This window comes from uncultured Thiohalocapsa sp., assembly GCF_913063425.1.
Classification (GTDB): Bacteria; Pseudomonadota; Gammaproteobacteria; order Chromatiales; family Chromatiaceae; genus Thiohalocapsa.
Genome location: NZ_CAJXYK010000010.1, coordinates 122,462 through 149,374, shown reverse-complemented (window position 1 = coordinate 149,374; position 26,913 = coordinate 122,462). Strand labels below are relative to the sequence as shown.

27 protein-coding genes and 1 pseudogene are annotated in these 26,913 nt (G+C 68.7%); 16 read left to right on the top strand and 12 right to left on the bottom strand.

The genetic code is table 11. From position 1 onward, the window contains the following. The 3 genes from QZ607_RS08020 to QZ607_RS08010 all read left to right on the top strand — a co-directional run. On the top strand, nucleotides 1-183 hold a 183-nt coding region (locus QZ607_RS08020), incomplete at its 5' end, for a YgiT-type zinc finger protein (RefSeq protein ID WP_295881632.1). A gap of 213 nt (nucleotides 184-396) precedes the next feature. After that, nucleotides 397-864, top strand: coding sequence for a hypothetical protein (locus QZ607_RS08015; RefSeq protein ID WP_295881629.1), 468 nt, complete (start codon nucleotides 397-399; stop codon nucleotides 862-864). A 252-nt stretch (nucleotides 865-1,116) separates the two neighbouring features. Then, the gene (locus QZ607_RS08010) at nucleotides 1,117-3,486 is read left to right on the top strand and encodes a class I SAM-dependent DNA methyltransferase (protein WP_295881627.1); all 2,370 of its coding nucleotides are present in this window, start codon (nucleotides 1,117-1,119) and stop codon (nucleotides 3,484-3,486) included. A 34-nt stretch (nucleotides 3,487-3,520) separates the two neighbouring features. Here the strand turns inward: QZ607_RS08010 and QZ607_RS08005 are convergent, their stop codons facing one another. Next, the gene (locus QZ607_RS08005; protein WP_295881625.1) at nucleotides 3,521-3,763 is read right to left on the bottom strand and encodes a hypothetical protein; all 243 of its coding nucleotides are present in this window, start codon (nucleotides 3,761-3,763) and stop codon (nucleotides 3,521-3,523) included. Further along, complete coding sequence (locus tag QZ607_RS08000; RefSeq protein ID WP_295881622.1) at nucleotides 3,763-4,185, bottom strand: putative toxin-antitoxin system toxin component, PIN family; 423 nt, start codon at nucleotides 4,183-4,185, stop codon at nucleotides 3,763-3,765. The genes QZ607_RS08005 and QZ607_RS08000 overlap by 1 nt, the downstream gene beginning before the upstream one ends. A gap of 499 nt (nucleotides 4,186-4,684) precedes the next feature. Here QZ607_RS08000 and QZ607_RS07995 point away from each other — a divergent pair, with 499 nt between their 5' ends. From QZ607_RS07995 to QZ607_RS07940, 12 genes and pseudogenes are all read left to right on the top strand, one after another. Further along, nucleotides 4,685-5,977 carry a restriction endonuclease subunit S gene (locus tag QZ607_RS07995; RefSeq protein ID WP_295881620.1) on the top strand — a complete coding sequence of 431 codons (1,293 nt, stop codon included), beginning with the start codon at nucleotides 4,685-4,687 and terminating at the stop codon, nucleotides 5,975-5,977. A gap of 138 nt (nucleotides 5,978-6,115) precedes the next feature. After that, nucleotides 6,116-7,204, top strand: a complete 1,089-nt coding sequence (locus tag QZ607_RS07990) for an ImmA/IrrE family metallo-endopeptidase (RefSeq protein ID WP_295881617.1) — start codon at nucleotides 6,116-6,118, stop codon at nucleotides 7,202-7,204. Beyond that, nucleotides 7,201-7,716 (top strand): DUF4411 family protein, encoded by a 516-nt coding sequence (locus QZ607_RS07985; RefSeq protein WP_295881614.1) that lies wholly within the window; start codon nucleotides 7,201-7,203, stop codon nucleotides 7,714-7,716. Before QZ607_RS07990 ends, QZ607_RS07985 begins: the two co-directional genes overlap by 4 nt. Before the next feature lie 134 nt (nucleotides 7,717-7,850). Continuing rightward, on the top strand, nucleotides 7,851-10,811 hold the full coding sequence (locus QZ607_RS07980) for a type I restriction endonuclease (protein WP_295881611.1): 2,961 nt from the start codon (nucleotides 7,851-7,853) through the stop codon (nucleotides 10,809-10,811). A 162-nt stretch (nucleotides 10,812-10,973) separates the two neighbouring features. Continuing rightward, nucleotides 10,974-11,141 carry a hypothetical protein gene (locus QZ607_RS07975; RefSeq protein WP_295881608.1) on the top strand — a complete coding sequence of 56 codons (168 nt, stop codon included), beginning with the start codon at nucleotides 10,974-10,976 and terminating at the stop codon, nucleotides 11,139-11,141. Beyond that, nucleotides 11,141-11,566: a hypothetical protein gene (locus QZ607_RS07970; protein ID WP_295881606.1), complete on the top strand. Its 426-nt coding sequence runs from the start codon at nucleotides 11,141-11,143 to the stop codon at nucleotides 11,564-11,566. Before QZ607_RS07975 ends, QZ607_RS07970 begins: the two co-directional genes overlap by 1 nt. After that, nucleotides 11,563-14,208: a hypothetical protein gene (locus QZ607_RS07965; protein WP_295881603.1), complete on the top strand. Its 2,646-nt coding sequence runs from the start codon at nucleotides 11,563-11,565 to the stop codon at nucleotides 14,206-14,208. Before QZ607_RS07970 ends, QZ607_RS07965 begins: the two co-directional genes overlap by 4 nt. A gap of 72 nt (nucleotides 14,209-14,280) precedes the next feature. Further along, nucleotides 14,281-15,666: a BREX-3 system phosphatase PglZ gene (gene pglZ, locus QZ607_RS07960; RefSeq protein ID WP_295881600.1), complete on the top strand. Its 1,386-nt coding sequence runs from the start codon at nucleotides 14,281-14,283 to the stop codon at nucleotides 15,664-15,666. Further along, nucleotides 15,663-16,427: a hypothetical protein gene (locus tag QZ607_RS07955; protein WP_295881598.1), complete on the top strand. Its 765-nt coding sequence runs from the start codon at nucleotides 15,663-15,665 to the stop codon at nucleotides 16,425-16,427. Before pglZ ends, QZ607_RS07955 begins: the two co-directional genes overlap by 4 nt. A 143-nt stretch (nucleotides 16,428-16,570) precedes the next feature. Continuing rightward, nucleotides 16,571-16,801 (top strand): hypothetical protein, encoded by a 231-nt coding sequence (locus tag QZ607_RS07950; protein WP_295881596.1) that lies wholly within the window; start codon nucleotides 16,571-16,573, stop codon nucleotides 16,799-16,801. Nucleotides 16,802-16,921: 120 nt separating this feature from the next. Beyond that, nucleotides 16,922-17,065 (top strand): annotated as a pseudogene (locus tag QZ607_RS07945) (nucleotidyltransferase domain-containing protein); the annotation flags it as partial. A gap of 212 nt (nucleotides 17,066-17,277) precedes the next feature. Then, nucleotides 17,278-17,676: a hypothetical protein gene (locus tag QZ607_RS07940; protein WP_295881594.1), complete on the top strand. Its 399-nt coding sequence runs from the start codon at nucleotides 17,278-17,280 to the stop codon at nucleotides 17,674-17,676. A gap of 81 nt (nucleotides 17,677-17,757) precedes the next feature. Here QZ607_RS07940 and QZ607_RS07935 read toward each other — a convergent pair whose 3' ends face one another. Genes QZ607_RS07935 through QZ607_RS07895 form a run of 9 tightly spaced genes read right to left on the bottom strand, consistent with a single transcriptional unit; the run spans nucleotide 17,758 to nucleotide 25,085 of the window. Beyond that, nucleotides 17,758-19,458: a hypothetical protein gene (locus QZ607_RS07935; protein ID WP_295881591.1), complete on the bottom strand. Its 1,701-nt coding sequence runs from the start codon at nucleotides 19,456-19,458 to the stop codon at nucleotides 17,758-17,760. Nucleotides 19,459-19,504: 46 nt separating this feature from the next. Then, nucleotides 19,505-21,076 carry a proton-conducting transporter membrane subunit gene (locus QZ607_RS07930; RefSeq protein WP_295881589.1) on the bottom strand — a complete coding sequence of 524 codons (1,572 nt, stop codon included), beginning with the start codon at nucleotides 21,074-21,076 and terminating at the stop codon, nucleotides 19,505-19,507. After that, nucleotides 21,073-22,608 (bottom strand): proton-conducting transporter membrane subunit, encoded by a 1,536-nt coding sequence (locus tag QZ607_RS07925; RefSeq protein ID WP_295881586.1) that lies wholly within the window; start codon nucleotides 22,606-22,608, stop codon nucleotides 21,073-21,075. Before QZ607_RS07925 ends, QZ607_RS07930 begins: the two co-directional genes overlap by 4 nt. A gap of 3 nt (nucleotides 22,609-22,611) precedes the next feature. Next, on the bottom strand, nucleotides 22,612-22,899 hold the full coding sequence (locus QZ607_RS07920; protein ID WP_295881653.1) for a sodium:proton antiporter: 288 nt from the start codon (nucleotides 22,897-22,899) through the stop codon (nucleotides 22,612-22,614). Nucleotides 22,900-22,928: 29 nt separating this feature from the next. Beyond that, nucleotides 22,929-23,669: an MnhB domain-containing protein gene (locus QZ607_RS07915; RefSeq protein ID WP_295881583.1), complete on the bottom strand. Its 741-nt coding sequence runs from the start codon at nucleotides 23,667-23,669 to the stop codon at nucleotides 22,929-22,931. Then, the gene (locus QZ607_RS07910) at nucleotides 23,662-23,967 is read right to left on the bottom strand and encodes a Na(+)/H(+) antiporter subunit B (RefSeq protein WP_367268167.1); all 306 of its coding nucleotides are present in this window, start codon (nucleotides 23,965-23,967) and stop codon (nucleotides 23,662-23,664) included. The genes QZ607_RS07915 and QZ607_RS07910 overlap by 8 nt, the downstream gene beginning before the upstream one ends. Further along, a complete protein-coding gene (gene mnhG, locus QZ607_RS07905; RefSeq protein WP_295881582.1) occupies nucleotides 23,955-24,251 on the bottom strand; it encodes a monovalent cation/H(+) antiporter subunit G in 297 nt (98 codons plus the stop codon). The genes QZ607_RS07910 and mnhG overlap by 13 nt, the downstream gene beginning before the upstream one ends. Further along, on the bottom strand, nucleotides 24,241-24,522 hold the full coding sequence (locus QZ607_RS07900) for a monovalent cation/H+ antiporter complex subunit F (protein ID WP_295881580.1): 282 nt from the start codon (nucleotides 24,520-24,522) through the stop codon (nucleotides 24,241-24,243). The genes mnhG and QZ607_RS07900 overlap by 11 nt, the downstream gene beginning before the upstream one ends. Continuing rightward, nucleotides 24,519-25,085, bottom strand: a complete 567-nt coding sequence (locus tag QZ607_RS07895; RefSeq protein ID WP_295881577.1) for a Na+/H+ antiporter subunit E — start codon at nucleotides 25,083-25,085, stop codon at nucleotides 24,519-24,521. Before QZ607_RS07895 ends, QZ607_RS07900 begins: the two co-directional genes overlap by 4 nt. Before the next feature lie 644 nt (nucleotides 25,086-25,729). Here QZ607_RS07895 and QZ607_RS07890 point away from each other — a divergent pair. Further along, entirely contained in the window at nucleotides 25,730-26,011 is a 282-nt protein-coding gene (locus QZ607_RS07890) for an RNA-binding protein (protein ID WP_295881575.1), read from the top strand. A 206-nt stretch (nucleotides 26,012-26,217) separates the two neighbouring features. Here QZ607_RS07890 and QZ607_RS07885 read toward each other — a convergent pair whose 3' ends face one another. Beyond that, nucleotides 26,218-26,910 carry a CAP domain-containing protein gene (locus QZ607_RS07885; protein WP_295881573.1) on the bottom strand — a complete coding sequence of 231 codons (693 nt, stop codon included), beginning with the start codon at nucleotides 26,908-26,910 and terminating at the stop codon, nucleotides 26,218-26,220. Between the last annotated feature and the right edge of the window lie 3 nt (nucleotides 26,911-26,913).

The window sequence follows — 26,913 nt, the reverse complement described above, 5'->3', positions numbered from 1 at the left end:
GCCCATGCCCTGATCGTCGAGGACGTGCCCTGTCTGCGCTGCCCCGAGTGCGGGGAGGAGTATCTCGACATCGCGACACTGAAGACGATCAAGTCCGCGCACAACGCCTTCCGTGACCGTCACCGCAACCGCGACGCCGGGCAACCGCGCCGTATTCGGTTCGGCGAACTGGGCTCGCCGTAAGAGCGCTCAACATCGCCTTAAGCCACCTGATGCAGCACCCACAGAGGGCGAAGCCTCGAGGCCCTGCGCTCGACATCGCAGCAGCGTCGCCGCAAGCACTGGCTCGGGCCTTGACGGATCGCTTCGGCTGGCTTCCTCAAGCGGCCGTGGTATCTTTCCGATTTATCCAAGAACCTGCCTGACCAAGACAAGCGCAACCCAAGCGAAAGTCCCATGACAGCAAGCGAGCTTCGCAGCCGGCTTCGAGATGAGATCCATGACCTGCCGGACTCGCGTCTGCAAGCCGTCTACGACTTGGTCCATTTCTTTCGTTTGGGCCTGGAACGGGAGCACGCCCAGATGATCAAGCTCGCCAACCTCAAACAGCGCCTGCTCGCAGACGCCGACACCCGCGCCGCGAACGACGCCCTGGAAGCCGAGCACGCCATCGCCCGCGAGCTGATCGCCGCTCGTGCCCGCGCGGGCCTGAGTCAAGCGGAGCTCGCAGAACGGCCGGGCACATCCGAGTCCACCGGCGCCTGCCCCGTGCCTGCCGGCCGCGCCAGCTGCGTCAAGGTCACCGAGCTGAACGACCTCTTCGCGCGCATCCCGAAGCTGGGGGATGACGCAGGGGCCTTTGAGCGGGACATCGCCGATGGCCACGCCGCCATCGTTCCAGACCGGGACTCCTGGGAAGACTGACCGGCCGGACACAGCCAAAATGGTCAGTCAGGGGCCGCAACCATGTGCACCGAGGTACTGATCTGCGTCGAGTGTACTACCGACGCGCAGCTGGAAGGCGCCCGCTGACAACGTGCGCCGACGCTTGCGACCGAGCTTGCTCCAGACCGCCGCAGCATTTTCGGGTCCGCCCAGCGGCTGCATGCAGCGCGCCTGTCCCACCCAACTCCGGACGCAGCGGCTCACCCGCACAATTGAGCAGTTCTGCAAAGCATGGACTACGCCCAACACAACCGTATTGTCAGCTTCATCTGGGGCATCGCCGACGATGTGCTGCGCGATGTCTATCAGCGCGGCAAGTACCGTGACGCCATCCTGCCCATGGTGGTCATCCGGCGCCTGGATGCCGTGCTGGAGCCCACCAAGGAGGCCGTGCTGCGCATGAAGGCGCAGCTCGACGACGCGGGCATCGCCGCCCAGGCGGACGCGCTGCGCAGCGCCGCGGGGCAGGCCTTCTACAACGCCTCGCCGTTCCGGCTTCGCGACCTTCAGCGGGCGGGCAATCCCCAGCGCCTGCGGGCGGACTTCGAGGCCTATCTCGGCGGCTTCTCGCCGAACGTCCAGGACATCCTGAAACACTTCAAATTCCACAACCAGATTCCGACCCTGGTGGAGGCCCAGATCCTTGCGCCGCTCATCAACAAGTTCCTGGACCCGGACATCAACCTGAGCCCGCAGCCGGTGCTGGACGGTGACGGCCGGGTGCACCTGCCGGCGCTGGACAACCACGGCATGAGCACCGTGTTCGAGGAGCTGCTGCGCCGCTTCAACGAGGAGAACAACGAGGAGGCCGGCGAGCACTTCACGCCGCGGGACGTGGTGCGGCTGATGGCGGAGCTGATCTTCGAGCCCATTGCCGGGCAGATCGAATCCGATACCTACCTGGTCTATGACGATGCCTGCGGCACCGGCGGCATGCTCACCGTCTCGGAAGACCGGCTCCAGGAGCTGGCGCAGGCCCGCGGCAAGCAGGTGTCCATCCGGCTGTTCGGCCAGGAGTCCAATCCGGAGACCTATGCCATCACCAAGGCGGACCTGCTGCTCAAGGGCGAGGGCGAGCAGGCGGACAGCATCCGCCTCGGCTCGACTCTGTCGGACGACGCCTTTCGCGGCAAACGCTTCGACTTCATGCTCGCCAATCCGCCCTACGGCAAGGCTTGGGGCGTCGATCTGGACCGCCTGGGCGGCAAGGCCGAGCTGAGCGACCCGCGCTTTCGGATCAGACACGGGGGCGATGACGACTACAGCCTCATCACCCGCTCCAGCGACGGCCAGCTCATGTTCCTCGCCAACAAGCTGGCCAAGATGATCGAGGACGGCCCGCTCGGCAGCCGCATCGCCGAGGTGCACAACGGCTCCAGCCTGTTCACCGGCGACGCCGGCTCCGGCGAGAGCAACATCCGCCGCTGGGTCATCGAGAACGACTGGCTGGAAGCCATCATCGCCCTGCCGCTCAACATCTTCTACAACACCGGCATCGCCACCTACATCTGGGTGGTCACCAACCGCAAGCCCCGGCATCGGCGTGGCCACGTGCAGCTTATCGACGCCAGCGGCTGGTCGCGCCCGTTGCGCAGGAACCTGGGCCGCAAGAACTGCGAGCTGAGCGCAGACGACGTCGCGCGCATCATCGAGACCCACAACACCTTCGCCGACGGCGAGCACAGCAAGGTCTTCCCGAACCGCGCCTTCGGCTACTGGAAGCTGCGCATCGAGCGCCCGCTGCGGCTCAAGAGCCAGCTCAGCAAGGCGGCCGTCGAGGGGCTGCGCTACGCGAGCGGCGACGAGGACCTACGCAGGGAGCTGTTCGCCCGCTTCGGCGATGACCTGTACGAGCGCTTCGCCGAGATCCGCGCCGAGCTTGATGCCTGCCTGCGCGGCGACGACGCAGGCGACGCCGCAGACGCGGCGGTCGAGCCGTCGCGGGCCATCCCCGAGCGGCGGCGCAGGAAGCTCCTGGACCCCAAAACCTGGCGGCGCGACCGCGAGCTACTGCGCACCGCCCGTGCGCTCCGCGAGCGCATCGGCGAAGAGCTGTTCGACGACCACAACCTGTTCCGCCGCCGGGTGGATGACGCGCTCAGCGCACTCGCCATCAAGCTCTCGGCTGCCGACAAGAAGGCCATCCTCAGCGCCGTCAGCTGGCGCAACGAAACTGCGGTGCCCGTCATCCGGAAGATCCACGAACCGAGAAAGGCCAAGCTGGCGGACCCACTGCACGGCTTCTACGCCGTCCCCATCGACAGCAAGACCCGCATCGTCGAGTACGAGCCCGATCCCGAGCTGCGCGATACCGAGCAGGTGCCGATGATGGAAGAAACGCAGCCGGGCGCGTGGATCGCCGGTGACGTGAAGGCCTTCTTCGAGCGCGAGGTGAAGCCGCACCTGCCGGACGCCTGGATCGACGGCGCCGCGACCAGGGTCGGCTACGAGATCAGCTTCACCCGCTGGTTCTACAAGCCGAAGCCGCTGCGCACGCTGGCGGAGATTCGCGCGGACATCGAGGCGGAGCAGCGGCGAACGGAGGGGTTGTTGGAGCAGATCCTCGTGGACATCGACGCCGATGCAGACACGCCTGGATGACAGCGCGCGGCCCAGCCGTGTCGGTCGCGGACCATCACTCGGGCTGCTCGTCGCCGGGCTCAGGGGGGCTGTCCGGAGTCGCGTCGAGCCAGGCGTCCAAATCGGCGAGATCGCCGCGCGCCCGGCGCTCGCGGAAGTAGGTCTCGGTCTTGAGCGCCGCGACCTTCTCCGCAATGGCGGTGACGAAGAACTGGTTCATCGATACATTCTCCTCGTCCGCCACCTTGCGTGCATAGGCAAACAGGGATTCGGGTACCCGCAATGCATAGTTGGCCATCAGCCTGCCTCGTTGTTCAGTTGGTGCAGCAGCGCGCCTGGTGTCAGCACCTTCAGCCGAAATTGCGCCGCGGCTGCGAAGTCGGCCGTATTCAAGGTCACCAAATGGTCCGCCCGGCCGTTCAAGGCCGTTTCCAACACCATGTCGTCCGCCGGGTCACGGGTGCGCGGGCGCCAGAGGTAGAACAACTGCACAGGCTCACTGCGCAGGCACAAGGCGTCCAGAAAGGCATCCGTCATCGCCTCCGTGCGCCCGCCGACGCGCAGGTGCTCCGGGCGCTTCAGCACCGCCTCGTACTCCAGCAACAGCGGCACGGAAGCAAGCAGGGCGAAACGCCCGGCGCGCAACAGCCGCAGCAGCGCGAAGGATGCACCGCGAGAGCTTCGGGATGCTGCGACCAGGACGTTGGTGTCCAGGACCACGCGCAACGACCTCATATCGCATAGCATATGAGGCGCCGAGTTGCTGTCAAGCGCAGGCTTCCGGGCTCTGGTCGGCGTCGCCCGCACTGCGCGCGCCGGCTCGCCAGGGCAGGCCGCGCCGCCTTGGGCTGCGAGCGGGCGCGCTGCCGACGACCGCGGTCGGCTCGGCTCGATCAAGCGCTCCGGCAGTAGGTGCCGTGAGCGCTATGTCGGCGGGCGAGAAGGTCTCGACAATGGCCCGAACAGCCCGGGCTACGACTTTGCCAGTGGCTGAGCAACGGCACGCACTGGTTCCAATGGCTGTGATCGGCGGCCAGGGCTCTGAGGTTTTCTGATCGTGTTGACACTAGGTCGATACAGTTCTTGTCGCCCATCGCACAGGGGAAAGCTCGGGACAATCCCGTCGCATTGGCGCGCCGAGTCGCTGGGCCGTCTGGGCCACCTCAGCAAGGGTAAAGGTGGCTCTAAGCAGGATGCAGCACCCTGGGGCGTTCGCTGCGTGCGTTATGGCGATATTTACACCCGTTACCAGGGGTTCATATGGAAGGTCACCTCCTACATCGAGCCATCGGCCACGAGCCGGTACACACCGATCCGCCGCGGTGATGTGCTGTTTGCGGCTTCGGGTGAATCCATCAACGAGATCGGTCGGTCTGCGGTCAATCTGTCATCTGAGCCTGTGGTTTGCGGGGGCGACATTATTGTTTTTCGTCCTACCGCAAAGATGGACCCGGTCTTTCTCGGTTACGCATGCAATGCTCACCCCATTGCGCACCAGAAGTCGAGCATGGGCCGTGGCTTTACGGTCGTGCACGTTTATGCCGACGAGCTGAAGCAGCTCGTCTTGCCAGTACCCCCCTTGGGCGAGCAGGTAACGATTGGCGCAGTATTGACGGAAATCGACCAACGCATCAACCGCCTGGTCGCAAGCAAGCGTCGGCTGATCGGGCGGCTGGAGGAGCAGAAGCAGGCCATCATCCACCGCGCGGTCACCCGCGGGCTCGATGCGCATGTGCGGCTGAAGCCGTCCGGTATCGATTGGCTGGGCGAGGTGCCGGCGCATTGGGAGGTTGGTCCGTTACGACGTCGTTGCGGGGTCATGGACTGCAAGCATGTCACGGTTCCGTTCGTGGACGATGGCATTCCGCTCGCGAGCGTCAGGGAGGTTAAGGGTTTCGAGCTTTGTCTTAACAACGCAAAGATGACCACGGAACCTTGGTACCGGCATCTCGTCGCTGGAGAGCGGTGCCCGGCAGTCGGAGACATCATTTACTGTCGCAATGTCGGCGTCGGGGCAGCCGCCTTGGTGACCACCGAAGAGAGGTTCGCGATGGGGCAAGACGTTTGCCTGATCCGAACCCGCAGGGAGGACGGAAGGTTTCTAAATTACTTCCTGCGCAGTCTGGCGATGAAGCATCAACTCTCGCAGTTGCTCATCGGATCAACCTTCAATCGCATCAACGTTTCCGACATCAAAGTTTTGCGCCTGCTCTACCCCCCCGCCGAAGAGCAGCGCGCCATTGCGCGCCACCTTGACGAGGCGGTTTCCGGTCTCGACCGGAGCCGGGAAAGCGCGGAACGGGAAATTGCCTTGCTCCGCGAATACCGCACCCGCCTCATCACTGACGTGGTCACCGGCAAGCTGGACGTACGCGGCGTTTCGCTGCCACCGCTGCCGGACGAGCCCGACGCGCCGCCGGACCCGGACGACGCGGAGCCCCTTGACGACCCGGAGCTGATGGATGCCGCCGAGGCGATGGCAGAGCGGGCAGCCGGCGACGCGCTCACGTAGCCGCCCGCGCCCGCATCTGCGCGGCGCAGCGCATGGCTTGGGACCGTGTCGGGGTTTAGCATTGCACCCATGAATCTGGAGCTGAATCCGCAGGTGCTGGCGTGGGCCCGGCAACGCGCCGGGCTCAGTGCAGGGCTGTTGGCCGACAAGCTCAAGGTCGCAACGGATCGCGTCGAGACCTGGGAACGCACCGGGCAACTTCGCTACCGGCAGGCGGAGCGGCTCGCGAAGGTGACGCGCACGCCCTTCGGGTTCCTGTTTCTGCCGGAGCCGCCGGAGGAGCCGCTCGGCATCCCGGATTTCCGGACGGTGACCGATGCCCCGCTGGCGCAGCCCAGTCCGGAGCTGATCGATACGGTGCAGCAGATGCAGCGCCGGCAGGTATGGATGCGCGACTACCTCATGGAAGAAGGCGCGCCGCCCCTGCCGTTTGTCGGCAGCACAACCCTGGAGGACCCGCCCGAGCGCATCGCGGCGGGCATGCGGGAAGTCCTGGCGCTCAGGGACGGCTGGGCGGCGCTGGCGCCGAACTGGTCGGAGGCGCTCCGGCGGTTCCGCCAGCGCCTCGAGGCCGCGGGCATCTTGGTCTTCGTCAATGGCATCGTCGGGAACAACACGCATCGCCCGCTGAGCGTGCAGGAGTTCCGGGGTTTCGCTTTGAGCGATGCCTATGCGCCGCTGATCTTCATCAACGGCGCGGACGCCAAGGCGGCGCAGCTGTTCACGATGGCCCACGAGGCCGCGCATCTGTGGTTGGGGGCGGGCGGCGTCTCGAATCTGGTGCTGCTGGAGCCGGCGCCCGACCCGCTGGAGCGCCTGTGCAACGCTGCGGCCGCGGAGCTGCTCGTGCCGGCGGAGCTGCTGCGGTCCGTGTGGCCACAGGCACAGGGCAGTGCGGAGCCCTATCAGTTCCTCGCCCGGCACTTCAAGGTGAGCCCCATCGTGGCGGCGCGCCGGGCGCAGGATCTTGCGCTCATCTCCCGCCCCGAGTTCCTCCAGTTCTACCAGGCGTACGAGGCCGATGAACGCCGCAACAAAGCACGCAAAGCCGGCGGCGGCGATTTCTGGAATACCCAGAACGTGCGGCTTGGGGGACGCTTCGGCGCCGCGGTCGCGCGCGCCACCAAGGAAGGCCGGCTGCTTTACAGGGAAGCCTACCGGCTGACCGGGTTGCGCGGCGCCACATTCGAGAAATTCGCAAAGTCGGTGGGCGTTGACCTGCGATGACAGTCGGCACCGCCAAAGCTTTCGTGCTCGATGCCAATGTCTTCATCGAGGCGCACCGACGCTACTACGGCTTCGACTTGTGCCCCGGGTTCTGGGTTTGCCTGGACCATCATCATGCCGGAGCACGCCTGCTCAGCATCGATCGAGTGCGGAGCGAGCTCCAGGGCGGCGATGCCCTTGCCCAATGGGTCAAGCACACCGCACCGGACAGTCTTTTCGTGTCGACCCGGGATCAAGCCGTCGTCGAGCAGTACAGCCTCATGATGCAGTGGGTGCAGGCACAGGCGCAGTTCCGACCGGAGGCGAAAGCCGAATTTGCGGCAGTCGCCGACGGCTGGCTCGCTGCGTTCGCCAAGGCGCGCGGGAATGTGCTGGTCACGCATGAGGAGCACGCACCGGATGCTCGTAAGCGTGTACCCTTGCCGAATGTCTGTGAAGCGTTCGGGGTGGACTACCTCGATACCTTCGCGATGCTGCGGGCTCTCAAGGCGTCGTTTTCCTGGATGCCATGACACGCAGATGCAACACCGCGACGAGGACTTTCGGGCGTGTAGGCTGAGCCGCTGCGAGCAGGCGCGCGCGAAGGAGCTTCGTTGCCGGCTGACACAGAAACCGGGCTCACCCGGGCCGGAGGCGCACGCACACCATGGCCACCGACACCAGCGAACAGGGCCTTGAAGCACTGATCACCGACTGGCTCGTGGCCCATGGCGGCTATGCGGCCGGCAATCCGGCGGACTTCGATCGTGAGCACGCGCTGGACCTGGCTCAGCTGCTCGCCTTTCTGCGAGCCACCCAGCCCGAGGCGGTCTCGCGGCTCAACATCGCCGGCGCCGGCCCAGACCGGCGCAAGTTCCTGGCCCGCCTGAGTAGCGAGATCGGCAAGCGCGGCGTGCTGGATGTGCTGCGGCGCGGTATCCACCACGGTCCGGCGAAGGTGGAGCTGTACTATGCGACGCCATCCCCTCAGAACCCGGATGCCGCGGCGTTACATACCGCAAACCGCTTCACCGTCACCCGGCAGCTGCGCTACAGCACGCATCAAGGCCGCTTGGCGCTCGATCTCTGCATCTTCATCAACGGGCTGCCGGTTGCAACCTTCGAGCTCAAGAACCGCCTGACCAAGCAGAATGTCGGCGACGCCGTCGAGCAGTACCAGCGCGACCGCGACCCCGGCGAGCGGCTGTTCCAGTTCGGCCGCTGTATGGCGCACTTCGCCGTGGATGACCAGGAGGTGCGCTTCTGCACGGAGCTGAAGGGCGAAGACGCCTGGTTCCTGCCCTTCAACAAAGGCTGGCAGGATGGCGCCGGCAACCCGCCGAATCCGCAGGGCTTGAAGACCGACTACCTGTGGCGCGAGGTGCTGTGCCGGCCCGGCCTCATCGAGATCGTCGAGCACTTCGCGCGCATCGTCGAGGAGAAGGACGAGGACACGGGCAGGAAGCGCCGCAAGCAGATCTTCCCGCGCTGGCACCAGCGCGATGCGGTGCATTGCCTGCTGCAACAAGTGGAGCAGGACAGGGTCGGGCATCGTTATCTGGTGCAGCACTCCGCCGGCAGCGGTAAGTCCAACACCATCGCCTGGACGGCGCATCGGCTCACAGCGCTGGAGACGGATGGCGGCGAGCCGCTGTTCCACTCCGTCATCGTGGTGACGGACCGCATCCTGCTGGACCGGCAGATCCGCGACAGCATTCGGCAGTTCGTGCAGGTGCCGAGCATTGTCGCGCACGCGGCCCATTCCGCCGAGCTGAAGCGCGGCATCGAGGCGGGTACGCGCATCATCGTCACGACGGTGCAGAAGTTCCCGGTCATTGTCCGGGAGATCGGCAGCCTGCACAGGGGCCGACGGTTCGCCATCCTGATCGACGAGGCGCACTCCAGCCAGGGCGGCCGGGCAGCCACCCAGATGAACATGGCCTTGTCCGAGAGCGGCGAATTCGCGGAGGGCCTGGATTTGGAGGAAGCGGTGAACCTGCTGATCGCGTCCGGTAGGATGCTGCCGAACGCCAGCTACTTCGCGTTCACGGCTACGCCCAAGCCGAAGACCCTGGAGGTATTCGGGGAGCGCTTCGAGCAGGGCGGCGAGGTGCGGTTTCGCCCGCACCACACCTACTCGATGAAGCAGGCTATTGAGGAAGGGTTCATCGTGGACGTGCTGGCGCATTATACACCGGTGCAGAGCTTCTACCGGCTCGCGACCAAGCTCGAAGACGACGACCCGGAGTTCGACACGCGCAAGGCACAGAAGAAGCTGCGCCGATATGTCGAGGGCCACGATCACGCCATCCGCCGCAAGGCGGAGATCATCGTGGATCACTTTCTGGACCGCGTGATGGCCAAGCGCAAGCTCGGCGGCGAGGCGCGGGCGATGGTCGTCACCGCGGGCATCGAGCGCGCCATCGACTACTATTACGCGGTGACGGACTATCTCATTGCACGGCAGAGTCCCTGGCGCGCCATCGTCGCCTTCTCCGGCGAGAAGGCGTACCAGGGTGCCAAGCTCACCGAGGCATCGCTGAACGGCTTCCCTTCCAACGACATCAAGCGCAAGCTGCGGCGCAAGCCCTATCGCTTCCTGATCGTGGCCGACAAGTTCCAGACCGGCTATGACGAGCCGCTGCTGCACAGCATGTACGTTGACAAGGAGTTGGCGGGGATACAGGCGGTGCAGACGCTGTCCCGGCTCAATCGCGCCGATCCACGCAAGCACGACACTTTCGTGCTGGATTTCTACAACGACGCGGACGCCATCGAGCGCGCCTTCCAGCCCTTCTACCAGACCACCCTGCTGAGCGGTGAAACCGATCCGAACCGCCTGCACGACCTGAAGGCGGCGCTGGACGCCGCCGAGGTGTACACGGCGCAGGACATCGACGCCGCGGCGCGGGCATACCTGGACGGCTTGGACCGTGAGACGCATCTGGACCCGGTGCTGGATGCCTGTGCCGCCCGCTACACGGCGGAGCTGGACGAGGATGCCCAGATACGCTTCAAAGGCGACGCCAAGGCGTTTTGCCGCAGCTACGGCTACCTGTCCGCCGTACTCTCCTACGGCAACCCGGGCTGGGAGAAGCTCGCGATCTTCCTGCCGCTGCTGTTGCCAAAGCTGCCCGCACCGCGCGACGAGGACCTGTCCCGCGGCATCCTGGAGGCGGTCAACATGGACAGCTACCGCGCCGAGATGCGCTCGTCGCTGGAGATTACGCTTCAGGATGCCGACGGCGAACTGGACCCATACAACGAGTCCGGCGGTGGCGGGCGGACGGAGCCGGAGCTGGCGCCGCTGAGCGAGATCCTGCGCACGTTCAACGAGCGATGGGGCAACATCGAGTGGAAGGATTCCGATCGCATCGAGCGGGTGCTGGTGGAGGAGCTGCCGGCGAAGATCGCCGCGAACGAGGCGTACCGGAATGCGATGCGGCGCGGCAATGCGGACAAAGCGCGTATCGAGCTTGAGGTGGCCCTGAAGCAGGCGATCATCGACATGCTGTCCGACCATGCCGACCTGTTCAAAGCCTACAGCGACGAGCCGGCATTCCGCGGCTGGTTGGCGGATGCGATGTTCAATGCGACTTACCGGCCGGGCTCCAATGCGGCATCTTAGTTGTAGGGCGCAGTTCATGAGCAGATCCCGGTCGAACGTCGGCGCACGTTCGCTTTCGGTACACCACCCGAGGTCGGTCAGCCGGGCAATCTTCGGCTGCGCAAGCGCGCCCTGCTGCGGGACTTCAAGGCCTACCGCACCGCCAAGCGGCGGCGCATCCGTGTGCTGCGCATCGAGGCCGTGCGCGCCGGGTTCAAAAAGGCGTGGCAGGAGCGGGACTACGCGACCATCATGGCCGTCGCCGACAAGATCCCGGACAACGTGCTCCAGGAGGACCCGAAGCTGTTGATGTGGTACGACCAGGCGGTGACCCGCGCCGGAGACGGGTGATGACCCCGACCAGCGCCGAGGACTGGCTGGATGTGGGCCCTGATCGCGCGGCCGATGCCGATGCGCTGCTCAAGGAGCGCGAAGACCCCGGGGGGCCCGGTGTATCTTGCGGGCTATGCGATCGAGTGCTCCCTCAGGCGTACCTGCAAAGCGCCGGCAAATCGTTTCCGTCCTCCGGCGGGGCCGGCCATGATCTGCGGGGGCTCTGGCAGCAGTCAGGCTTTTGCTTGCGGGACCTTGGCGACGATTCCGGCGCCAAGGCGTTCTTTGTCCAGGACTGGAGTACCGCTTTGCGCTACGAGGCCGCGCCGGATTTTCCCTGCCCGAGCGCCGAGTTGGTGGATGCGGCTCAGCAGCTCTGCGGTTCCATCCGGAACAAGATGCGCAGGCAGCGTCAGACGCGTCGGGCGAGAACACGCCGATGAGCAGTGAAAGCCGGCGGGATATCCAAGCACGCATCCAGGCGAGCCTCGAGGCGGCCGGGATCGCTGATGCCGACATCCGCGTGCAGCCGGACCCCTTCGGCGGCTGGCATATCGCCGTGATCGCGGACGGCTTTGCCGGCATGGCAGCACCGGAGCGCCGCAAGCGGGTGCTGGCGGAGCTGCAAGGCATCGACATCGAATGGCTGGACCTGCTGACCCCGGACGAGACCCGCTGGGCCGGCGACCTGCCCGCGAACCTGGACCTGGAAGACCTGCCGCTGTGGCCGGAGTCCCTGGCCCGGGGGGCCATGGGCGTCGATGACGTCCTGTTCGCGTCCGACCTGGACCAGGACCTGCCCCTGCCGCTGGTGGTGAGCTTCTACTCGCTGCGCGGCGGCGTGGGCCGCTCCACCGCGCTGGCCTACACGGCCCGGATCCTGGCCGCCGAGGGCCGCAAGGTGGTCTGCGTGGACATGGACCTGGAGGCGCCGGGGCTCGCGGTGCTGTTCGGCCTGGGGGATGAGGCCGGCGAGCCCGGTGTCGTGGATCTGCTGCTGCGCCTGGATCAGGGCGAGACGCCGGACTTCTCGCGCTATTTGATCCCGGTGGACGAGACCCTGGACCTCTATTGCCTGCCGGCGGGGCGCGGGGATGCGGACTATGCCCGCCGGCTGCGCTTCATCGACCCGGCGGCCTGGTATCGGGAGGCGCGCAATCCGCTGCGGGAGCTGCTGACGGGGCTCGCGGAGCGGCTGCCGTTCCGCCCGGACGTGATCCTGCTCGACGCCCGGACCGGCTTCAATCCGCTCAACGCGCCGCTGTTGTTCGACCTGGCGGACTTGGCCGTTGTGACCTTCTTTCCGCATCCCCAGGCGCGGCTCGGCACCGAGGGGCTGGTGCGGGCGCTGCTGGCGTCCAGGACGGTGCGCGAGGTCGGCGGCCGGCACCTGACACCGGACATCCGTTTTCTGGTCTCGCCGATCCCGGCCACCAAGGTGCCGGAGGTGGTCCAACGCTACAAGCACCGGGCGTTGGAATGGATCGCGGACTGGATCGCGCCGGCGAACCGGCAGCGCGACGGCGCGCCGCTGCTGGAAGAGGACATCACCCAGTTCGTGCCCTACCGCGAGTCCCTGGCCAGCGCGGATCGCATCCTGAACGACCGCGAGAGCTGGCGGGACTTCGAGCCGGTGGCGCAATGGATCAGCCGCTTCATCCCCAGCAGCTTCGAGGAGCGGGGGGCGGTGCCGATCAAGGACCGGAAGGCCCGGATTCTCGGCGAGCTGCGCTTCGGCGTCGGCACCGCCGAACAGCAGGACGACTTCCTTGCCACCTTTGTCGAGACGGACATGGTGCGCAAGGCGCTCAGCCCTGCCGCGGCGCTGGTCCTGGGCCGCAAGGGCGCGGGCAAGACGGCATTATTCCGGCGCCTGGCGGAGGATGCCCAGATGCCCGGCGTGGTCGTGCAGGCGCCGGCAGCCTTTCGGCGAGACTATCCGTGGCTGCTGGGGCCGGAGGGCTTTGCGCAGGTGGATGCCGTACTCGCGGACAAGGCGGTCCCGTGGGGGCGGTTTTGGGCCTTCTACCTCTGCCGTGCGCTGACCTTGTCGGCAGCGCCTCGTTACGATGCCCTGATTCCAGCACCGCTTGTGCCGATGCTGTCCGGCCCGCCGAGCTCGGAGCTGGAGCTGGTGGAGCGTTTCGAGGCATCCCTGGACGTGGCGCGGTCGAGCCTGCTGCTCGGCGACTTCCTGCTCAAGGCGAACCGCGAGACGGCGTCACCGACCTTCGTCCTGTTCGACGGGCTGGACTCGGGCTTCGACAGCAGCGCGGGCGGTCGGCAGATACGCGAGCGGGCGCTGAATGGTCTGTTCGCGTTCTGGATGGACAAGGAAGCGGCGCTCGACCGGCTGCGGTTCAAGATCCTGCTGCGCGAGGACATCTGGCGGAAGCTGCGCTTCGAGAACAAGAGCCACCTGTTCGGCCGTGCCGTATCCCTGGCCTGGAAGGAGCCCATCCCGTTCTTCAAGGTCGTGCTGAAGCAGGCGCTGCGCTCCCCCGGCTATCGGGCGTTGGTCGAGGCGAGCTTGAGCGGCCTTGCCGCGGGTGGCCTGCGGCTGGACGGAGACCGGCTGGATGGCTTGAGCGATGAGCAGGTCCTGGCCGCCTGGAACCTGCTGGTGGGTGAGCGCATGAAGGGCGGCAAGACCGCCTTCACGCGCAACTGGGTCTGGAATCGGCTTGCCGACGGCAACGACGACCACAGCCCGCGGCATCTGCTGCAGCTCTTTCATACCGTCACGGCCTGGGAGCAGGCCGAAATGGACAAGACCGAGTATGACAAGAGCCTGATTCGGCCCCGCGCGCTGGCGGCCTGCCTGCCGGAAGTCTCGGAGCAGGCCCTGGATGCCATCGAGGAGGAATTCCGCGACGAGCTCGGTGGCCTGGTGGTCAGGCTTCGGGAGATCGGGCGCACGCCCTTTCCGGCCGACGACCTGGATGCCGGGGCGGATGCCGTCGCCCTGGGCCGGGAGATCGGCCTGCTCGCGGTCTACGAGGGCAGCGAGGAGAGCGTCGAGCGCTACACGGTGCCGGAGATCTACCGGCACGCGCTGGGCATGACGCGGAAGGGGCAGGTGTGAACAAGCTCGGCATGCCCATGCACGCGGGTCAGCCTGGCCTGGTACTGTTCCCTGTCGCTGGCGCATGCCCAGATGCGTAACAGCAGCGACGACTGGCGACGGCAAATTCTCGATGCCTTCGTCCCGCAGCTGGCGCCGTTGCTGCTGGTCGCCGACCCGGACGGCCTGCTGCTGGAGGCAACGCTGGCTGAGGGCATCCGGGCGCGCGGCTTTGAGGTCCTCGACTACGAGGAGCCCATTGCCTTTCGGTTTGCCTACGAGCGCCGATACCGCCGCCACGCCGCGGACAGTGAGCCGGCCGATCTGGTGGTCCGCCTGGGCGAGGATGTCTCCAGGCTGGAGCGGCTGCCCTATGACCTGTTGGCCGTCGGCAAGCGCTTGCACTTCGCTCTGGCCGAGGTCTTCCCGACGCTCAGCGCTCCTGTGATCGCCGATCTGGACCGCGGTGACCTGGATGCGCTGTATCGGGCTCAGCAGCACTACAAGCCGGGACACCTGGGGGAGAACGCAACCCGGGAGTTCGTGCTGCGGCATGTCTTCGCGGTGGCGCCCGAGCTGATCAAGCAGCCGTCGGACCTGCTGCGCGTCCTGCTGCGGCGGCATCGTCAAGGCCGCCGGGTGCCCGCGTCACTGGACCAGCGCTTGATCGAGATCCTGCGGCAACCCGATGGCCCGTTCGCGGCATGGCCGCTGGAACGGATCGTGCCGGATCGCGATGCGTTTCTGTTGTTCCTCCAGGAGCGCTGGCCGGCCTTTCTGGACGAGGTGGCTGCCGAGGCCGGGCAGTGGGCCGGTGATTCACAGCCGGAATATCACTTTCAGATTCCTGGTCCGCGGGACATCCCGTTCGGGCACGACGACGTCCGTGTCTTCGTCGATAACCTCTTCGTGGATGGACTGCTCCAACCCGTCGAGCATCCGAAAGGCGGTGTGCTGGCCGGCCATTGGACCCACGTGGGCGTTCGGCACGATCCCGTCGCGGACCGGACGGAACGCTTTGCCCGACTCCTGGCTGCCCTGTCCACGGCGATTCCCGATGGCGTTGCGAGGCACGAGGACTGGATGCTGTTCGCGCAGCGCTGGGCGGAGCTGCTGGCGCTGCTGCTGGAGCTGGGTCCAGGTCTGCCTGCGGAGGCGCAATTGCAGTTTCGGGGGACGCGCGCTGCGGTCGATGATGCCTTTGCTGCTTGGCTCCAGCGCCGGTATGCGGGTCTACACAACCAGCCGGCCATACCCCCGGTCATGCTCCACCAGATACCCAGGGCAATGGCACGCCGAGATGCCTTTCCAGAGACGACACCATGGCCCGCGTGGGGGCTGCCGGCGGAGTATCTCCCGCTGGTGCCGAAGGGGCGCGCGGCCTTCGTCAAGGCCGGCAAAAGAACGGTCTGCCATGGCGGTATTGCGATCGAGGAAGTCATGGTGCCCTTCGTCGAGATCGAACGAGGCGGGGCATGACCGACCGATACGCACAGATCGGCTTCAGCCAGCGCGTTCGCCTGGAATGGATGGCGCATGCCGCTCGCCTAGTGGACGCCGGCAACACCCCGGCCGAGGTCGAGCAGGGCCTTCAGGAAGCGCTCAGCGACAAGCTCTCGGTGGGCGGCACCGCCGAGCGCGGAAACCGTGAAAAGGCGATCACGATTCTCCTCAGGGTCTGGGTGCGCCCGCCGGCGGTCATCGAGCCACTGCGGGATGAAGGGCTTCGTTTGCTCCAGGACCTGCCGAAACCGCATCAGATGCTGGTGCATTGGGGCATGGCGATGGCCGTATATCCGTTCTGGGGCGCTGTCGCCGAGACGACCGGCCGGATGCTTCGGCTCCAAGGCACGGCTGCGGCAGCCCAGGTACAGCGGCGGGTCAAGGAAGCCTATGGCGAGCGGGATACCGTCGCCCGTGCAGCCCGCCGGGTGCTGCGATCCTTTCACGATTGGGGTGTGCTGGAAGAGACCGGCACCAAAGGTGTGTATGAGCCTCATGCTCCTGCATCGGTCTCGGACCCAATGGCAATCGCATGGCTCATGGAAGCGGTCCTCCGGGCGAGGCCGGATACCAGAGCACCGCCCAGGGTGATCGCCGAGAGTCCAGCCCTGTTTCCGTTCCAGCTGCAATGGAGCGGCGGCCCTGCGATAGGCGGGAATCCGAGACTCGATGTCGCTCGCCACGGCCTCGACGAGGAGATTGTGATGCTGAAGACCACAACATCTCGCCAGGCGTGAGCGTTGGGCGGAGCGGGACGATCGTTTGTGGCGCTGGAAACCGGACATCGGCACGCGACAGTACATCATCCATCTCGGGCAGCAACGCAGCCAGACGCGCATGATCCGTTTCGACGAGCAGCCGGTCGTCCAGGCGCCGCTCGATGCGCTTCGACCCCCCGCTTTATGAGCGCTTTCGCACCGCGCGGAGCCGGGACGCCGTGGAGGATTTCCTGCGCAAGCTGGGGCTGGTGGCTCTGGACGAGCAGGGCGTTGCCCATCCGTCGGTGTCCGGGGTGCTGGTGGCCTGCGGCGAGCCGCGGGACTGGCTGCCGAACGCCTTCGTGCAGGCCGTCGCTTCAAGCGGCCGTCGGACCTGCTCCGGGTGTCACTGATCGGGTTGGACGCTGCCATCGCGGCGAGGACGCCGCTCCCACGAGTTGGCGGGCGCGGTATCCTTCGCGAGACGCCGCCCGCGCCACAGGCGTACCCGAGCGCTTTGCAAGCCCACCACCATGCGACTCACCGCCGAGCAGGCCGAGACCATTCGCCGCGCCACCGCCGAGATCTTTGGCCCTGATGCGCGGGTGCGCCTGTTCGGCTCGCGGCTCGACGATGCGGCCTGCGGGGGCGACATCGATCTCCTGGTGGAATGCGACCAGCCCGTGGCGGACCTGGCGCACACGCGCGTGCAGGATGCCGCAGTGATTGCCGGGCGAAGGCGGCGGTCAGGCTCGGTCAGCAGGGACGCCAGCGCCCGCGCACGGCGCTGGCGCTCGGCGGCGATGTAGGCGTCGATGTTGTCGCCCGGCGCCCAGAGCGATGTGCCGCGCATCACGCCCTCGCCCAGCGCAGACCAGACATAGGCGACATGCAGCTCCGCGCTGTCTGCCTGCGCCAGCGCGGCGGCGAGCTCCAGCAGCAGCAGGTTCAGCGCGTGGCGGGTGCGGAGCTCATCGTGCGGATAGAACTGCTCGGCGTCCACGGCCACCAGGATGCGACGATACGGGCCATCGCCGCCCGGCTTGCAGAGCCAGACCGGGCAGGGGCACTTGCGCAGCAGGTGCATGTCGTCGCTGCCGAAGAAGCGCCCCACCAAGCCGATGATTTCGGCACACCTGATGACCAGATCCCGGTCGTTCCTGAGCATATCGCGGATGATTTGCAGCAAGGGCGTGCCGACGGCGACCTCGATGTCCACCTCGTCGCCGGCGCCGACGGCGTCCACCAGCGCGCGCAGGCCGCATCCGGCTCGGTGCCGTGCATGTAGAGGACGCTGCTGAAGCACGGCATCCGGCAGTTCTCCCCGGAGCCCGATACGGCAGATGCGTCGCACCCGGGTGCCGTCGTGCTAGCCCGGCTGCACGAGCAGCGCCACGGCGGCCCCCGCCGCGAGCAGGAGCAGCGTCACCGTGGACCAGCGGCGCAGCCAGCCCTCGGCATGGTCGGCGGCGCGCTGCTGCCCCAGGTGCCGGTGCAGCCGATCTTCGGTTGCCTTCAAGCCGTCACGCCAGTCTCCCACGATGGCCCCGAGCCGATTCCACGCGGCGACGAGCCAGGCGACCGCGCGCTCGAGCGGCACCAGCAGGTCACCGGCCGGCAGGCGCGGCACAGGTGCCAGGGCACGCAGCCCCAACAGCCCGACCGCAAAGCCCCCGAGCAGGGCCGACAGCGTCGGCACGACGCCGTCTGCGGACCAGGGCCCCGCCGCCGATGGCATCTGCACGGAGGACAGGGTCGCGAGCACGGCCATGCCCAGCCCACCGGCGACGAGCACGGCGGCGGCGGGCAGCGCGGGTGCCGACACCGACGGCTGCGCCGGCTCCGCCGGCAGACTTGCCGCGGCACCGAGCAGGATGCCGACGCAGGCGAGCAAGCCCATGAGCGGCCACAGCGCCGCATCATCGCCTGCCGCCAGCGGCAGCGCGGCGCCGAGGGCAGCCAGCAGGGCGAGCAGTGCCGCGAGCAGCGCCAGCGCCCAGGCTGCCAGGCGCCCCTGCGCGACCGCGAGACCGGGCGCGAGACCGGCCGCGAGCAGCAGCGCAGCCACACCGAGCCCGGCGAGGGCCATGGCCGGCGACAGCACGGCGCTGATGCCGGCCACCGTCGATGGACCGAGCGCGATACCGAGCAGCCCGAGCCACAGGCCGGTGAGCGCCGACAGCGCATAGGCCACCACCGCCCGTCGGCCGGCCTGAAGCAGCCCCGCCACCAGGGCCCAGAGGCCGCCGGCGAGGGCAAGCCAGGGCAGCAGCGCCGCCGCCGGCCAAGGCCCCTCCCCCGGCGGCACCTCCCCCAGCGGCAGCAGGCGCAGCAGCGGCAGCAGCCCGGCGGCGAGGGTGAAGGCCACCGTCGGCCCGAGCTGATGTGCGGGCGCGGCTGCCAGCGCCGGCGCCAGCCAGTAGTGCAGGCCCATGAGCCCCGCCTTGGTGCCGAAGCCGATGAGCAGCAGCGCCAGCACGACATCGCGGTACTTGGCCCCGGCGAGCGCCATGCGCAGGGTGTCGAAGTCCAGGCCGGCGCCGCCCTTCGCGAGCAGCAGCAGCGCCTCCAGGATGAGCAGGTCCGCGATGACCACGGACGCCAGCAGCACACGGGCCCCACGACCGGCGCCGAGCAGCCCGTAGAGCGGGTAGGCCGCCAGCACCCCAGCGGCCAGGGCCGTGGGCAGATCGCCGGTCACCGGCAGCCACAGGGCCCCCGCCAGCGCCATGAGCCAGGCCGCGACGCGACGCGGCCGGTCGAGCCAGTGCTGCGACAGCCGGCCGCCGGCGAGCCAGAGCAGGGCCACCGCCGCCAGCAGCCAGCGGCCGGTGGCATCCAGCTGCACGGACCCGCCCAGCATCAGCCCGGGCAGCGGCAGCGTGGACTGCGGTGCCGCGACGGCGAGCAGCAGCGCCGGCAGGGCCGCCCAGGGCGCCAGCCGCACGACGGCACCGCGCAGCGGCGGCAGCAGCAGCAACGCGAGCAGTGTCAGCGGCCAGGCCGGCGCGAGCACCGGCAGCCAGGGCATGGGGCCGAGCCAGGCCGCGTCCGCGCCCAGCCCGCTCATCGCCCGCGCCCGCTCATGGCCGCCCCCTGCTCATGGACCAGCCGGATCATGGATAGTGGAACTCCCGCTCCGCGATCAGCAGGGACCATTCCAGCGCCGAGAAGGGCATGGAGGCCAGCAGACCGACGAGCAGCGACAGCGCCGCCGTCACCAGCGGCGGCAACAGCAGCAGCAGGCCGGTCTCCAGGCGCAGCGACCGTGCACCGGCGGCGGCCGTGCCCGACTCGTCACCGGCCGCGGCTGCGACCGGGCGCTCCGCCCAGGCGCCCGCGGGCTCGCCGAACCATGCCCGGTGCAGGATGGGCAGGAAATAGGCCGCGTTCAGCAGGCTGCTCGCGGTGAGCACGTACAGCGGCCAGTGCACCCCGGCCTCCAAGGCCCCCAGGCCCAGGTACCATTTGCTGATGAAGCCCGCGATGGGCGGCACGCCGATCATGCCGAGCGCCGCGATGGTGAAGGCCGCCATGGTGGCGGGCATGCGCCGCCCGACGCCGTTCATCTCGCTGACCTTGTGGATGCCCAGGGTCTCCGCCAGGTTGCCGGCGCAGAAGAACAGGGTGATCTTCATGATGCCCTGGTGCACCAGGTGCACGATGCCGCCGACGCTCGCGAGCGGGCCGACGATGGCCACGCCGAGCACGATGTAGGACACCTGGCTGACCGTGGAGAAGGCGAGGCGGCGCTTCAGGTCGTCCTGGAACAGCGCACGCACGGAGCCGTAGATGATGGTCACGGCGGCGATGAGGGCGAGCGGGCCGGTGAGCCCGAGCTCCGCGGCCTGCTCCACGCCGAAGACGTCGTAGACGATGAGCACCACGCCGAAGGCCCCGGCCTTGACCACGGCCACCGCATGCAGGAGGGCGCTCACCGGTGCCGGCGCCACCATGGCCCGCGGCAGCCAGCCGTGCAGCGGCACCAGCGCCGCCTTGACCCCGACGCCGCCGATCAGCAGCGCAAAGATCGCCGTCAGTGCCCCCGGATGGCTGTCCGCGATGTCGCTGACGAAGCCCCGCGGCGCGAAGGTGAGGGTGCCGGCCAGGGTGTAGAGCCAGACGGTGCCCGCCAGCAGCAGCGCCCCGGCGAGCATGGTGTGGGTGAGATAGACAATGCCGGCCTGGCGTGCCGCCTCGGTGCCCCGGTGCACCACCAGCGGATAGGTGGTGAGCGTGAGCATCTCGAAGAACAAGAGGAAGGTCAGCAGGTTGCCCGCCATGGCCACGCCCACGGTGGCGGTGACGCAGAGGCTGAAGAAGCCGAAGAAGCGCGAGCGGTGCGGCGACTGCTCCAGATAGCCCACCGCATACAGGGTGGTGAGCAGCCAGAGCCCCGCGGACAGCACCAGGAACAGCAGCGACAGCGCCCCCACCCGCAGCGTCAGCTCCAGGTCGTCCAACAGCGGCAAGCGCAGCTCGTAGCGCTGGCCGTGGTAGACGCCCCAGACCATCCAGGCGACAAACCCCAGCTTCAGGAAGGCCCCACCCAGGTTCAGGGCTGTGCGGGTGCGCACCCGCGCCTCGCCCAGGAAGAAGATCACCAGCCCCGGCAGCAGCGAGCTTGCGAGCACCAGCAGGGGCAGCAGGGCATCGGCGGGCAGCCGGGGGTCGAACAGGGGGCTCATACAGCGCCCCCGGCGGTGAGCGCCACGGCGGCCGACACCGGGGGCGCCACCGCGGCGTCGGTGCCCACCTGCAGCAGCGGCGAGATGAGCGGCAACGTCAGCCCCAGGACAATGGCCGCCAGCGCCAGCAGCAGCGCGCTCCACTCCATGCCCGGCGGCACCGAGCGCAGGCGGCGCTCACGCTCGGCCGGCGTGAAGGCGTGGCCGACGACCTTGAACACATAGGCCGCCGCCAGCACGCCGCCCAGCAGGATCACCGCCGCGAGCACGAAGCGCCCCTGCTGGAAGGCCGCCTCCAGCAGCAGCCACTTGCCGATGAAGCCGCCGCTCGGCGGCAGCCCCATGATGCTGACCCCCGCCAGCGCAAAGGCCGTGAGTGTGAGCGGCAGCCGGTGCACGGCGCTGTCCAGCTCGGCGATGCGGTCGTGCCCGCCGAAGCGCAGCAGGCTCCCGGCGGAGAGGAACATCGCCGCCTTGGCGAGGCCATGCGCGAGCGCCAGGTAGAGCGCGCCGGTCCAGGCCGCGGCACCGCCCGCCACCGCCAGCGGAAAGGCCATGAACAGGTAGCCGATCTGCGCCACTGTGGAATAGGCGATGAGCAGCTTGAGCCGCGCCTGGCGCAGCGCCAGCACCGAGCCCCAGATCACCGCGGCCGCACCCAGCACGCCCAGCAGCTCCGCAAGCCAGCGCCCGCTGCCGTCCCCGTCGCCGCCACCGAGCACATCCAGCCACAGCCGCAGCACCAGATAGAACGACGCCTTCACCACCAGCGCCGAGAGCACCGCGCTCACCGGCGCCGGCGCGCTGCCGTGCGCCGGCGGCAGCCAGACATGGAAGGGAAAGAGCGCAGTCTTGAGCAGCAGGCCGGCGATCATCGCCGCCACCGCCACCTTGAGCGCCGGGCGCGGGGCATCCGGGACACAGGCAGCCACCAGGGCAATGTCCACCGTGCCGCAGCCGTGGTAGACCAGCGCCACGCCGAGCAGGTACGCCAGGGACCCGAGCACGCTCACCAGCAGGTAGCGGATGGCACCCGTGAGCGCTGCGGCCCCGCCGCCCAGCGCCGTCAGGCTCACGGCCGCAAAGCCCAGCAGCTCCAGCGTCACATAGAGGTTGAACAGGTCGGCGGACAGGAAGAGCGCGTTCAGCGCCGCCCAGAGCACGAGCCAGATCGGCCAGAAGTAGGTGCGCTCATACGCCGTATGACGAAAATAGGCCGCGGCGTACAGGCTGACCATGGCACCCACCACCGCCGTCATCGCCATCAGCGCGGCGCTCAGGCCATCGGACCGCCAGCGGATGCCCAGCGGTGCCTGCCAGCCGCCCAGCTGCACCTCCATCCCGCCGCCCGCCAGGACGCCGAGCATCAGCGCGAGGGTCGCAGCCGCAGTGAGCAGGGCGGAGATGAGGCCCAGGGTTGCGGCCAGCCGCGGCAGCAGGAAGCAGACCAGCGCAGCCGCCAGCGGCAGGAAGACCGCGGCCAGCAGCAAGTCGGGGCCGAGCCCGCCCGGCCCGAGGAGCTGAAGCGGCATCACTCAGTGACCACCCTCGTCGCCCAGGGTGGTGCGCCCGGTGAGCGCGCGCAGCCGCACGATGAGCGCCAGCGCCAGGCCGGTGGCGGCGACGGCGACGACGATGCCCGTCAGCACCATGGCCTGGGGCACCGGGTCCGCCGCCGGCGGCGTGCCCTCGCCGGGGGCGCGCCGGGCGAGCCCAATGAACACGAGAAAGACGCCGCTGCTCATGATGTTGAGCGCCAGCACCTTGCGCAGCAGATGGGCGTGGACGATAAGCGCATAGAGCCCCATGACCACCAGCGCCATGCCCACCAGCCCCCAGAACACCGGCTGCGTCACGGCCGCCCCCCGGTGAAGAGCGCCGCCAGGATGACGCCGATGGAGAGCATGGCCGCAAGCTCGATGGTCAGGATCAGCGTCTTCGCCTGCGCCGGCGGCCAGTCCAGCGGCGCACCGCCGGGCAGCAGGGCGGCGACGGTGCCGAGCAGCGTGAACACGGCCACCCCCAGCACCGCCAGCACGCGCAGCGACGGCCGTTGCGCCCAGGGCGGCAGGGTGCGCCCGCTCAGGCACAGCAGGATGCCGACGCCGCCCAGCAGGGAGCCCGCCTGAAAGGCCCCGCCCGGTGCATGGGCGCCGACCCAGAGCAGATAGCCCGCCACCAGCACCATCAGCGGCGCCAGCAGACCAGGCAGCTGGCGCAGCAGCGGCCCGGGCGCGTTACCGGCGCAGCCCCGCGCGCGGCCGACGGACCAGGTGCCCATGAGCGCGAGCACCAGCACCACCAGCTCCAGCAGCGTGTCGTAGCCGCGGAAATTCAGGAGCACCGCCGTCACCGGGTGCGAGACGCCGCTCTCGTCGAGGCGCTCGGCAACGGCCGCCGCCAGCCCCGGCGCCGGCTGCGCCAGGGACAGCACCGCCGCCGCCAGGCCGCCGAAGAGCCCCAGCAGCGCCAGCGCCAGCAGCACCCGTGCCAAGGGGGGCAGGGCCTCAGGGGCGCGCGACGTGCCGGACGCCGCTGCGCCGTCGGACGCCGGCTGGCGCCCGCTGCCCGGCCTGTGCTGCGGCTCAGTCATGGTCGTACACCTCGCCGTCGCGGGCGTCCTGCCGGCCGCGGCCGATGGGCGGCTCCAGGCGCACCAGCGCCGCCAGCAGGAGCGCACCGGTGACGCCGGCGCCGATGGCCATCTCGGCGAGCGCCACATCCACCGCATAGAGCCGCGCCCAGACCAGGGCCAGCACCAGGCCGAAGGCGATGAAGAGCACCACGGCCCGGAACAGCTCGGGACTGGCCAGCGCCCGCCAGGCGAGCCACAGCAGCAGCAGCGCCAGCAGGCCGTCCAGCGCCCAATCGAGCAGGCTCAGCCCTGCCATGGCGTGATCCGTCGCGCCCGCGCCCAGCTCGCCACCAGCTGACTCGCGGCGCCGGACGCCGTGAGCACCAGGAGCCAGATCACCAGCAGCTTGCCCGCGTCCGCCGCGGACTCCGCGCGCAGCATGAGCCCGAGCACGACCAGCCCGAAGCCCAGGTTGTCCGCCTTGGTCAGCGCGTGCAGCCGGGTGTAGACGTCCGGGAAACGCAGCAGCCCGACGGTGCCGGCGAAGAAGAACCCTGCCCCCACCAGCAGCAGTGCAATGGAGAGGCTGTCAATCATCACGGCGGTCCCGATCCGGTGTCGCTGTCTTTACGCTCGCGGTGAAGGCGATGACGGCGATCACCGCCAGCAGCGCCAGCACCAGGGCCACGTCCCGCAGGGCGGGCAGGCCGAGCGCCTCCGCCAGCAGCAGCAAAATTGCGGCCGAGGTGGTGCCGAAGAGCTGCGCCGCCAGCATGCGGTCCGCCGCCGTAGGCCCATGGCGCACCCGCCACAGGCCGGCGGCGAGGTTCAGCAGCAGAAATACGGCGAGCGCCAGATACAGCGCGCTCATGCGTCCTGCTCCAGTTCCTGCTGCCAGAGGCCTTGCGCGGATAGGGGTGTGGGTGTGGGCTGAAGCGCCACGGCGTAGATCCAGGCCACCTGCGCCTCCAGCAGTTGCAGCTCGTCTAGGTAATCCCGCGTCGCATCGAGCACGTGCACCCGCAGCCGCGCACCGCTCACCATCGCCAGCGTGCCCGGCATCAGGCTCACCAGGCTTGCCAGCATGACCGGTGCGGGACCGGGCGGCAACCGCAGCCGGTAGTCGAAGACCGCGGGCTTGAGCGGCATCCGCGGCTTGAGCGCCCGCAGCGCCACATCGACACCGCCGTACAGCGACTGCCAGAGGAAGAACGGCAGCAGCAGCAGCCCCCGCAGCACCGTCGGCAGCAGCGCCCGCGGCGCTGCAGCAGCGGCGGGCGCCTGCTGCGGGTCGGCGATGACCCGCGGCATCAGCGCCGCCGCAGCGGCGAAGCCCGCGCCCAGCACCAGGCCATCCGCGCGGCCGTCCGTCAGCAGCCACCAGATGCCCCAGAACAGCGCGAAGCGCCCGAGCAGCCCGACCAGCTGGGACATCATGCCGGCGGCCGGACCGCCCCGCTGTGGGTGTCCGCGGTGGAATCGCTCATCATCGAAGCTCCTGACCTGCGACCTGCCGGCCGGCGACCGCCGCCCGGTGTGGCCCATAGCTTGCGGAGCCTGGGGGCACGTGTCCACCCCCACTGTTGGGGACACGGGCATTTTGCGCTGCGGGCGGCCGACTCCCAGTCGGCCCCCCGCGCCAGCCACCTCATCCGCGGTCAATGAGATGGTCGAGTCACACAGGGTATTGGCACCGCCCGGGCAAAAAGACCTTCCCCCAAGTCCGAAACCTGCTATCGTGCGCCCTGAGGATACGCCGGCGCCGCCCGACCAGGGCCGCCCGGCACAAGGCATCTGCCAGTTTCGACGAGACCGTTCGGCCCATTGCGCGGCGCCCAACCCCAATAACGGGTCAGGCCGTCAGCACAAGCAAGCCCGCCTGCTCCCCCCGAGATCCGTAGCTCCCTGTCTCCTCGCGCCGCCGCCGGCACCCCGCCTCATGACCCGAGCGGGCGGCCGGCCGCGGTCCGCGCCTGCGTCGGCGCGCGCGCCCGGCCCACCAGCGGACCGGTCGCGGGCACGCGCCAACGCGGTTGCGGCAACGTCAACCCAAGCATCACTTTTCGCGAGACCACTCCATGAACATCTACGTTGGCAACCTTCCCTACAGCGTCACCGACAGCGATCTGCGTGAGACCTTCACCCAGTACGGCAGCGTCGACCAGGTCAACCTGATCACCGACAAGTTCAGCGGTGAATCCAAGGGCTTCGGCTTCGTCGAGATGGGCAACAACGCCGAGGCGGACGCCGCCATCAAGGCCCTGAACGGCACCGACTACAAGGGCCGCAACATCACCGTGAACCAGGCCAAGCCGAAGAGCGACCGCCCGCGCGGCGGTGGCGGCGGCCGCCGCTGGTGAGCCGCGGCGCCCCAGGCAGCGTTGAGCGTACAAACCTGGTGACGCCAGCCGGGGACTGATCCCGGCCAACGCACCGCCGCTGCCGACGCTGCCCGGCCCCAGAGCCCGGCCCCAGAGCCCGGCCCCAGAGCCCGGCCCCGGAGCCCGGCCCCCGAGCCCGACCCCGGAGCCCGACTTCCCGTCGGGCCCCGGGGCCGGGCTTTTTTTTATCGCCCGCGCAGCCGCAGCCGGCCATCGTCACCGGCCTCGATGCGCAGGGCCGCGCCGTCTTCCGGCTCCAGGCTGGTGCCGCGGAGCCCCTGCGGCGAGCGCAGGCGCAGTGTGGCGGGCGTGCAGGTGCTGTGGGTGCGGATGGTGCGGGGTGCGAGCTCGTATTGCGCGTCGCCGAGCCGGTAGGTCACCGGTCGCTCCGTGGCATTGCGGATGCTGAAGCTTTCGCGCCGGGATTCCGGGCGGCCGAAAAGCTGGACCGCATACCAGCGGCCGCTGGCGGCGCTCTGGGCGACGCCGACGCCGATCTCCGTGAGGCCCGCTTTCAGCATGTTGCGCCGGTGCCCGGGCGACTCCCGCCAGCCCTGCATGAAGCCGGCGGTGAGGGCATCGGTGGTGAAGCCGGCGCTGCTGTACTGAAACCCGATGTTCTCGGCGATGACGCAGTAGGCATAGCCGGCGCGCTCGGCGCGCTGGGCGGGGGTGGTGCCGCCGGCGCCGTGACCGTACTCGCCGGTGCGCGCCATGAAGGCCGCGAAGTCGGCGGCGGCACGCTTGAGGTGCGGGTCCACCGTCAGTGGCGCCAGATTCTGACCGCGCCGAAAGGCATTGGTGTGCGCGACGATGTTGGATTCGACCTCGGCCACACTGGCTTCGGGGGCGGCGACGACACGCAGCGATAGGGCCATGAG

What these genes read in the sequence shown, in the direction of transcription:
- QZ607_RS08015 (WP_295881629.1), top strand. Translation starts at nt 397, where the DNA reads ATGACAGCAAGCGAGCTTCGCAGCCGGCTTCGAGATGAGATCCATGAC.
- QZ607_RS08010 (WP_295881627.1), top strand. Translation starts at nt 1,117, where the DNA reads ATGGACTACGCCCAACACAACCGTATTGTCAGCTTCATCTGGGGCATC.
- QZ607_RS08005 (WP_295881625.1), bottom strand. Translation starts at nt 3,763, where the DNA reads ATGGCCAACTATGCATTGCGGGTACCCGAATCCCTGTTTGCCTATGCA.
- QZ607_RS07985 (WP_295881614.1), top strand. Translation starts at nt 7,201, where the DNA reads ATGACAGTCGGCACCGCCAAAGCTTTCGTGCTCGATGCCAATGTCTTC.
- QZ607_RS07980 (WP_295881611.1), top strand. Translation starts at nt 7,851, where the DNA reads ATGGCCACCGACACCAGCGAACAGGGCCTTGAAGCACTGATCACCGAC.
- QZ607_RS07970 (WP_295881606.1), top strand. Translation starts at nt 11,141, where the DNA reads ATGACCCCGACCAGCGCCGAGGACTGGCTGGATGTGGGCCCTGATCGC.
- QZ607_RS07965 (WP_295881603.1), top strand. Translation starts at nt 11,563, where the DNA reads ATGAGCAGTGAAAGCCGGCGGGATATCCAAGCACGCATCCAGGCGAGC.
- pglZ (WP_295881600.1), top strand. Translation starts at nt 14,281, where the DNA reads ATGCGTAACAGCAGCGACGACTGGCGACGGCAAATTCTCGATGCCTTC.
- QZ607_RS07955 (WP_295881598.1), top strand. Translation starts at nt 15,663, where the DNA reads ATGACCGACCGATACGCACAGATCGGCTTCAGCCAGCGCGTTCGCCTG.
- QZ607_RS07950 (WP_295881596.1), top strand. Translation starts at nt 16,571, where the DNA reads ATGCGCTTCGACCCCCCGCTTTATGAGCGCTTTCGCACCGCGCGGAGC.
- QZ607_RS07940 (WP_295881594.1), top strand. Translation starts at nt 17,278, where the DNA reads ATGCAGCTCCGCGCTGTCTGCCTGCGCCAGCGCGGCGGCGAGCTCCAG.
- QZ607_RS07935 (WP_295881591.1), bottom strand. Translation starts at nt 19,458, where the DNA reads ATGAGCGGGCTGGGCGCGGACGCGGCCTGGCTCGGCCCCATGCCCTGG.
- QZ607_RS07930 (WP_295881589.1), bottom strand. Translation starts at nt 21,076, where the DNA reads ATGAGCCCCCTGTTCGACCCCCGGCTGCCCGCCGATGCCCTGCTGCCC.
- QZ607_RS07925 (WP_295881586.1), bottom strand. Translation starts at nt 22,608, where the DNA reads ATGCCGCTTCAGCTCCTCGGGCCGGGCGGGCTCGGCCCCGACTTGCTG.
- QZ607_RS07920 (WP_295881653.1), bottom strand. Translation starts at nt 22,899, where the DNA reads ATGGCGCTGGTGGTCATGGGGCTCTATGCGCTTATCGTCCACGCCCAT.
- QZ607_RS07915 (WP_295881583.1), bottom strand. Translation starts at nt 23,669, where the DNA reads ATGACTGAGCCGCAGCACAGGCCGGGCAGCGGGCGCCAGCCGGCGTCC.
- QZ607_RS07910 (WP_367268167.1), bottom strand. Translation starts at nt 23,967, where the DNA reads ATGGCAGGGCTGAGCCTGCTCGATTGGGCGCTGGACGGCCTGCTGGCG.
- QZ607_RS07900 (WP_295881580.1), bottom strand. Translation starts at nt 24,522, where the DNA reads ATGAGCGCGCTGTATCTGGCGCTCGCCGTATTTCTGCTGCTGAACCTC.
- QZ607_RS07895 (WP_295881577.1), bottom strand. Translation starts at nt 25,085, where the DNA reads ATGTCCCAGCTGGTCGGGCTGCTCGGGCGCTTCGCGCTGTTCTGGGGC.
- QZ607_RS07890 (WP_295881575.1), top strand. Translation starts at nt 25,730, where the DNA reads ATGAACATCTACGTTGGCAACCTTCCCTACAGCGTCACCGACAGCGAT.
- QZ607_RS07885 (WP_295881573.1), bottom strand. Translation starts at nt 26,910, where the DNA reads ATGGCCCTATCGCTGCGTGTCGTCGCCGCCCCCGAAGCCAGTGTGGCC.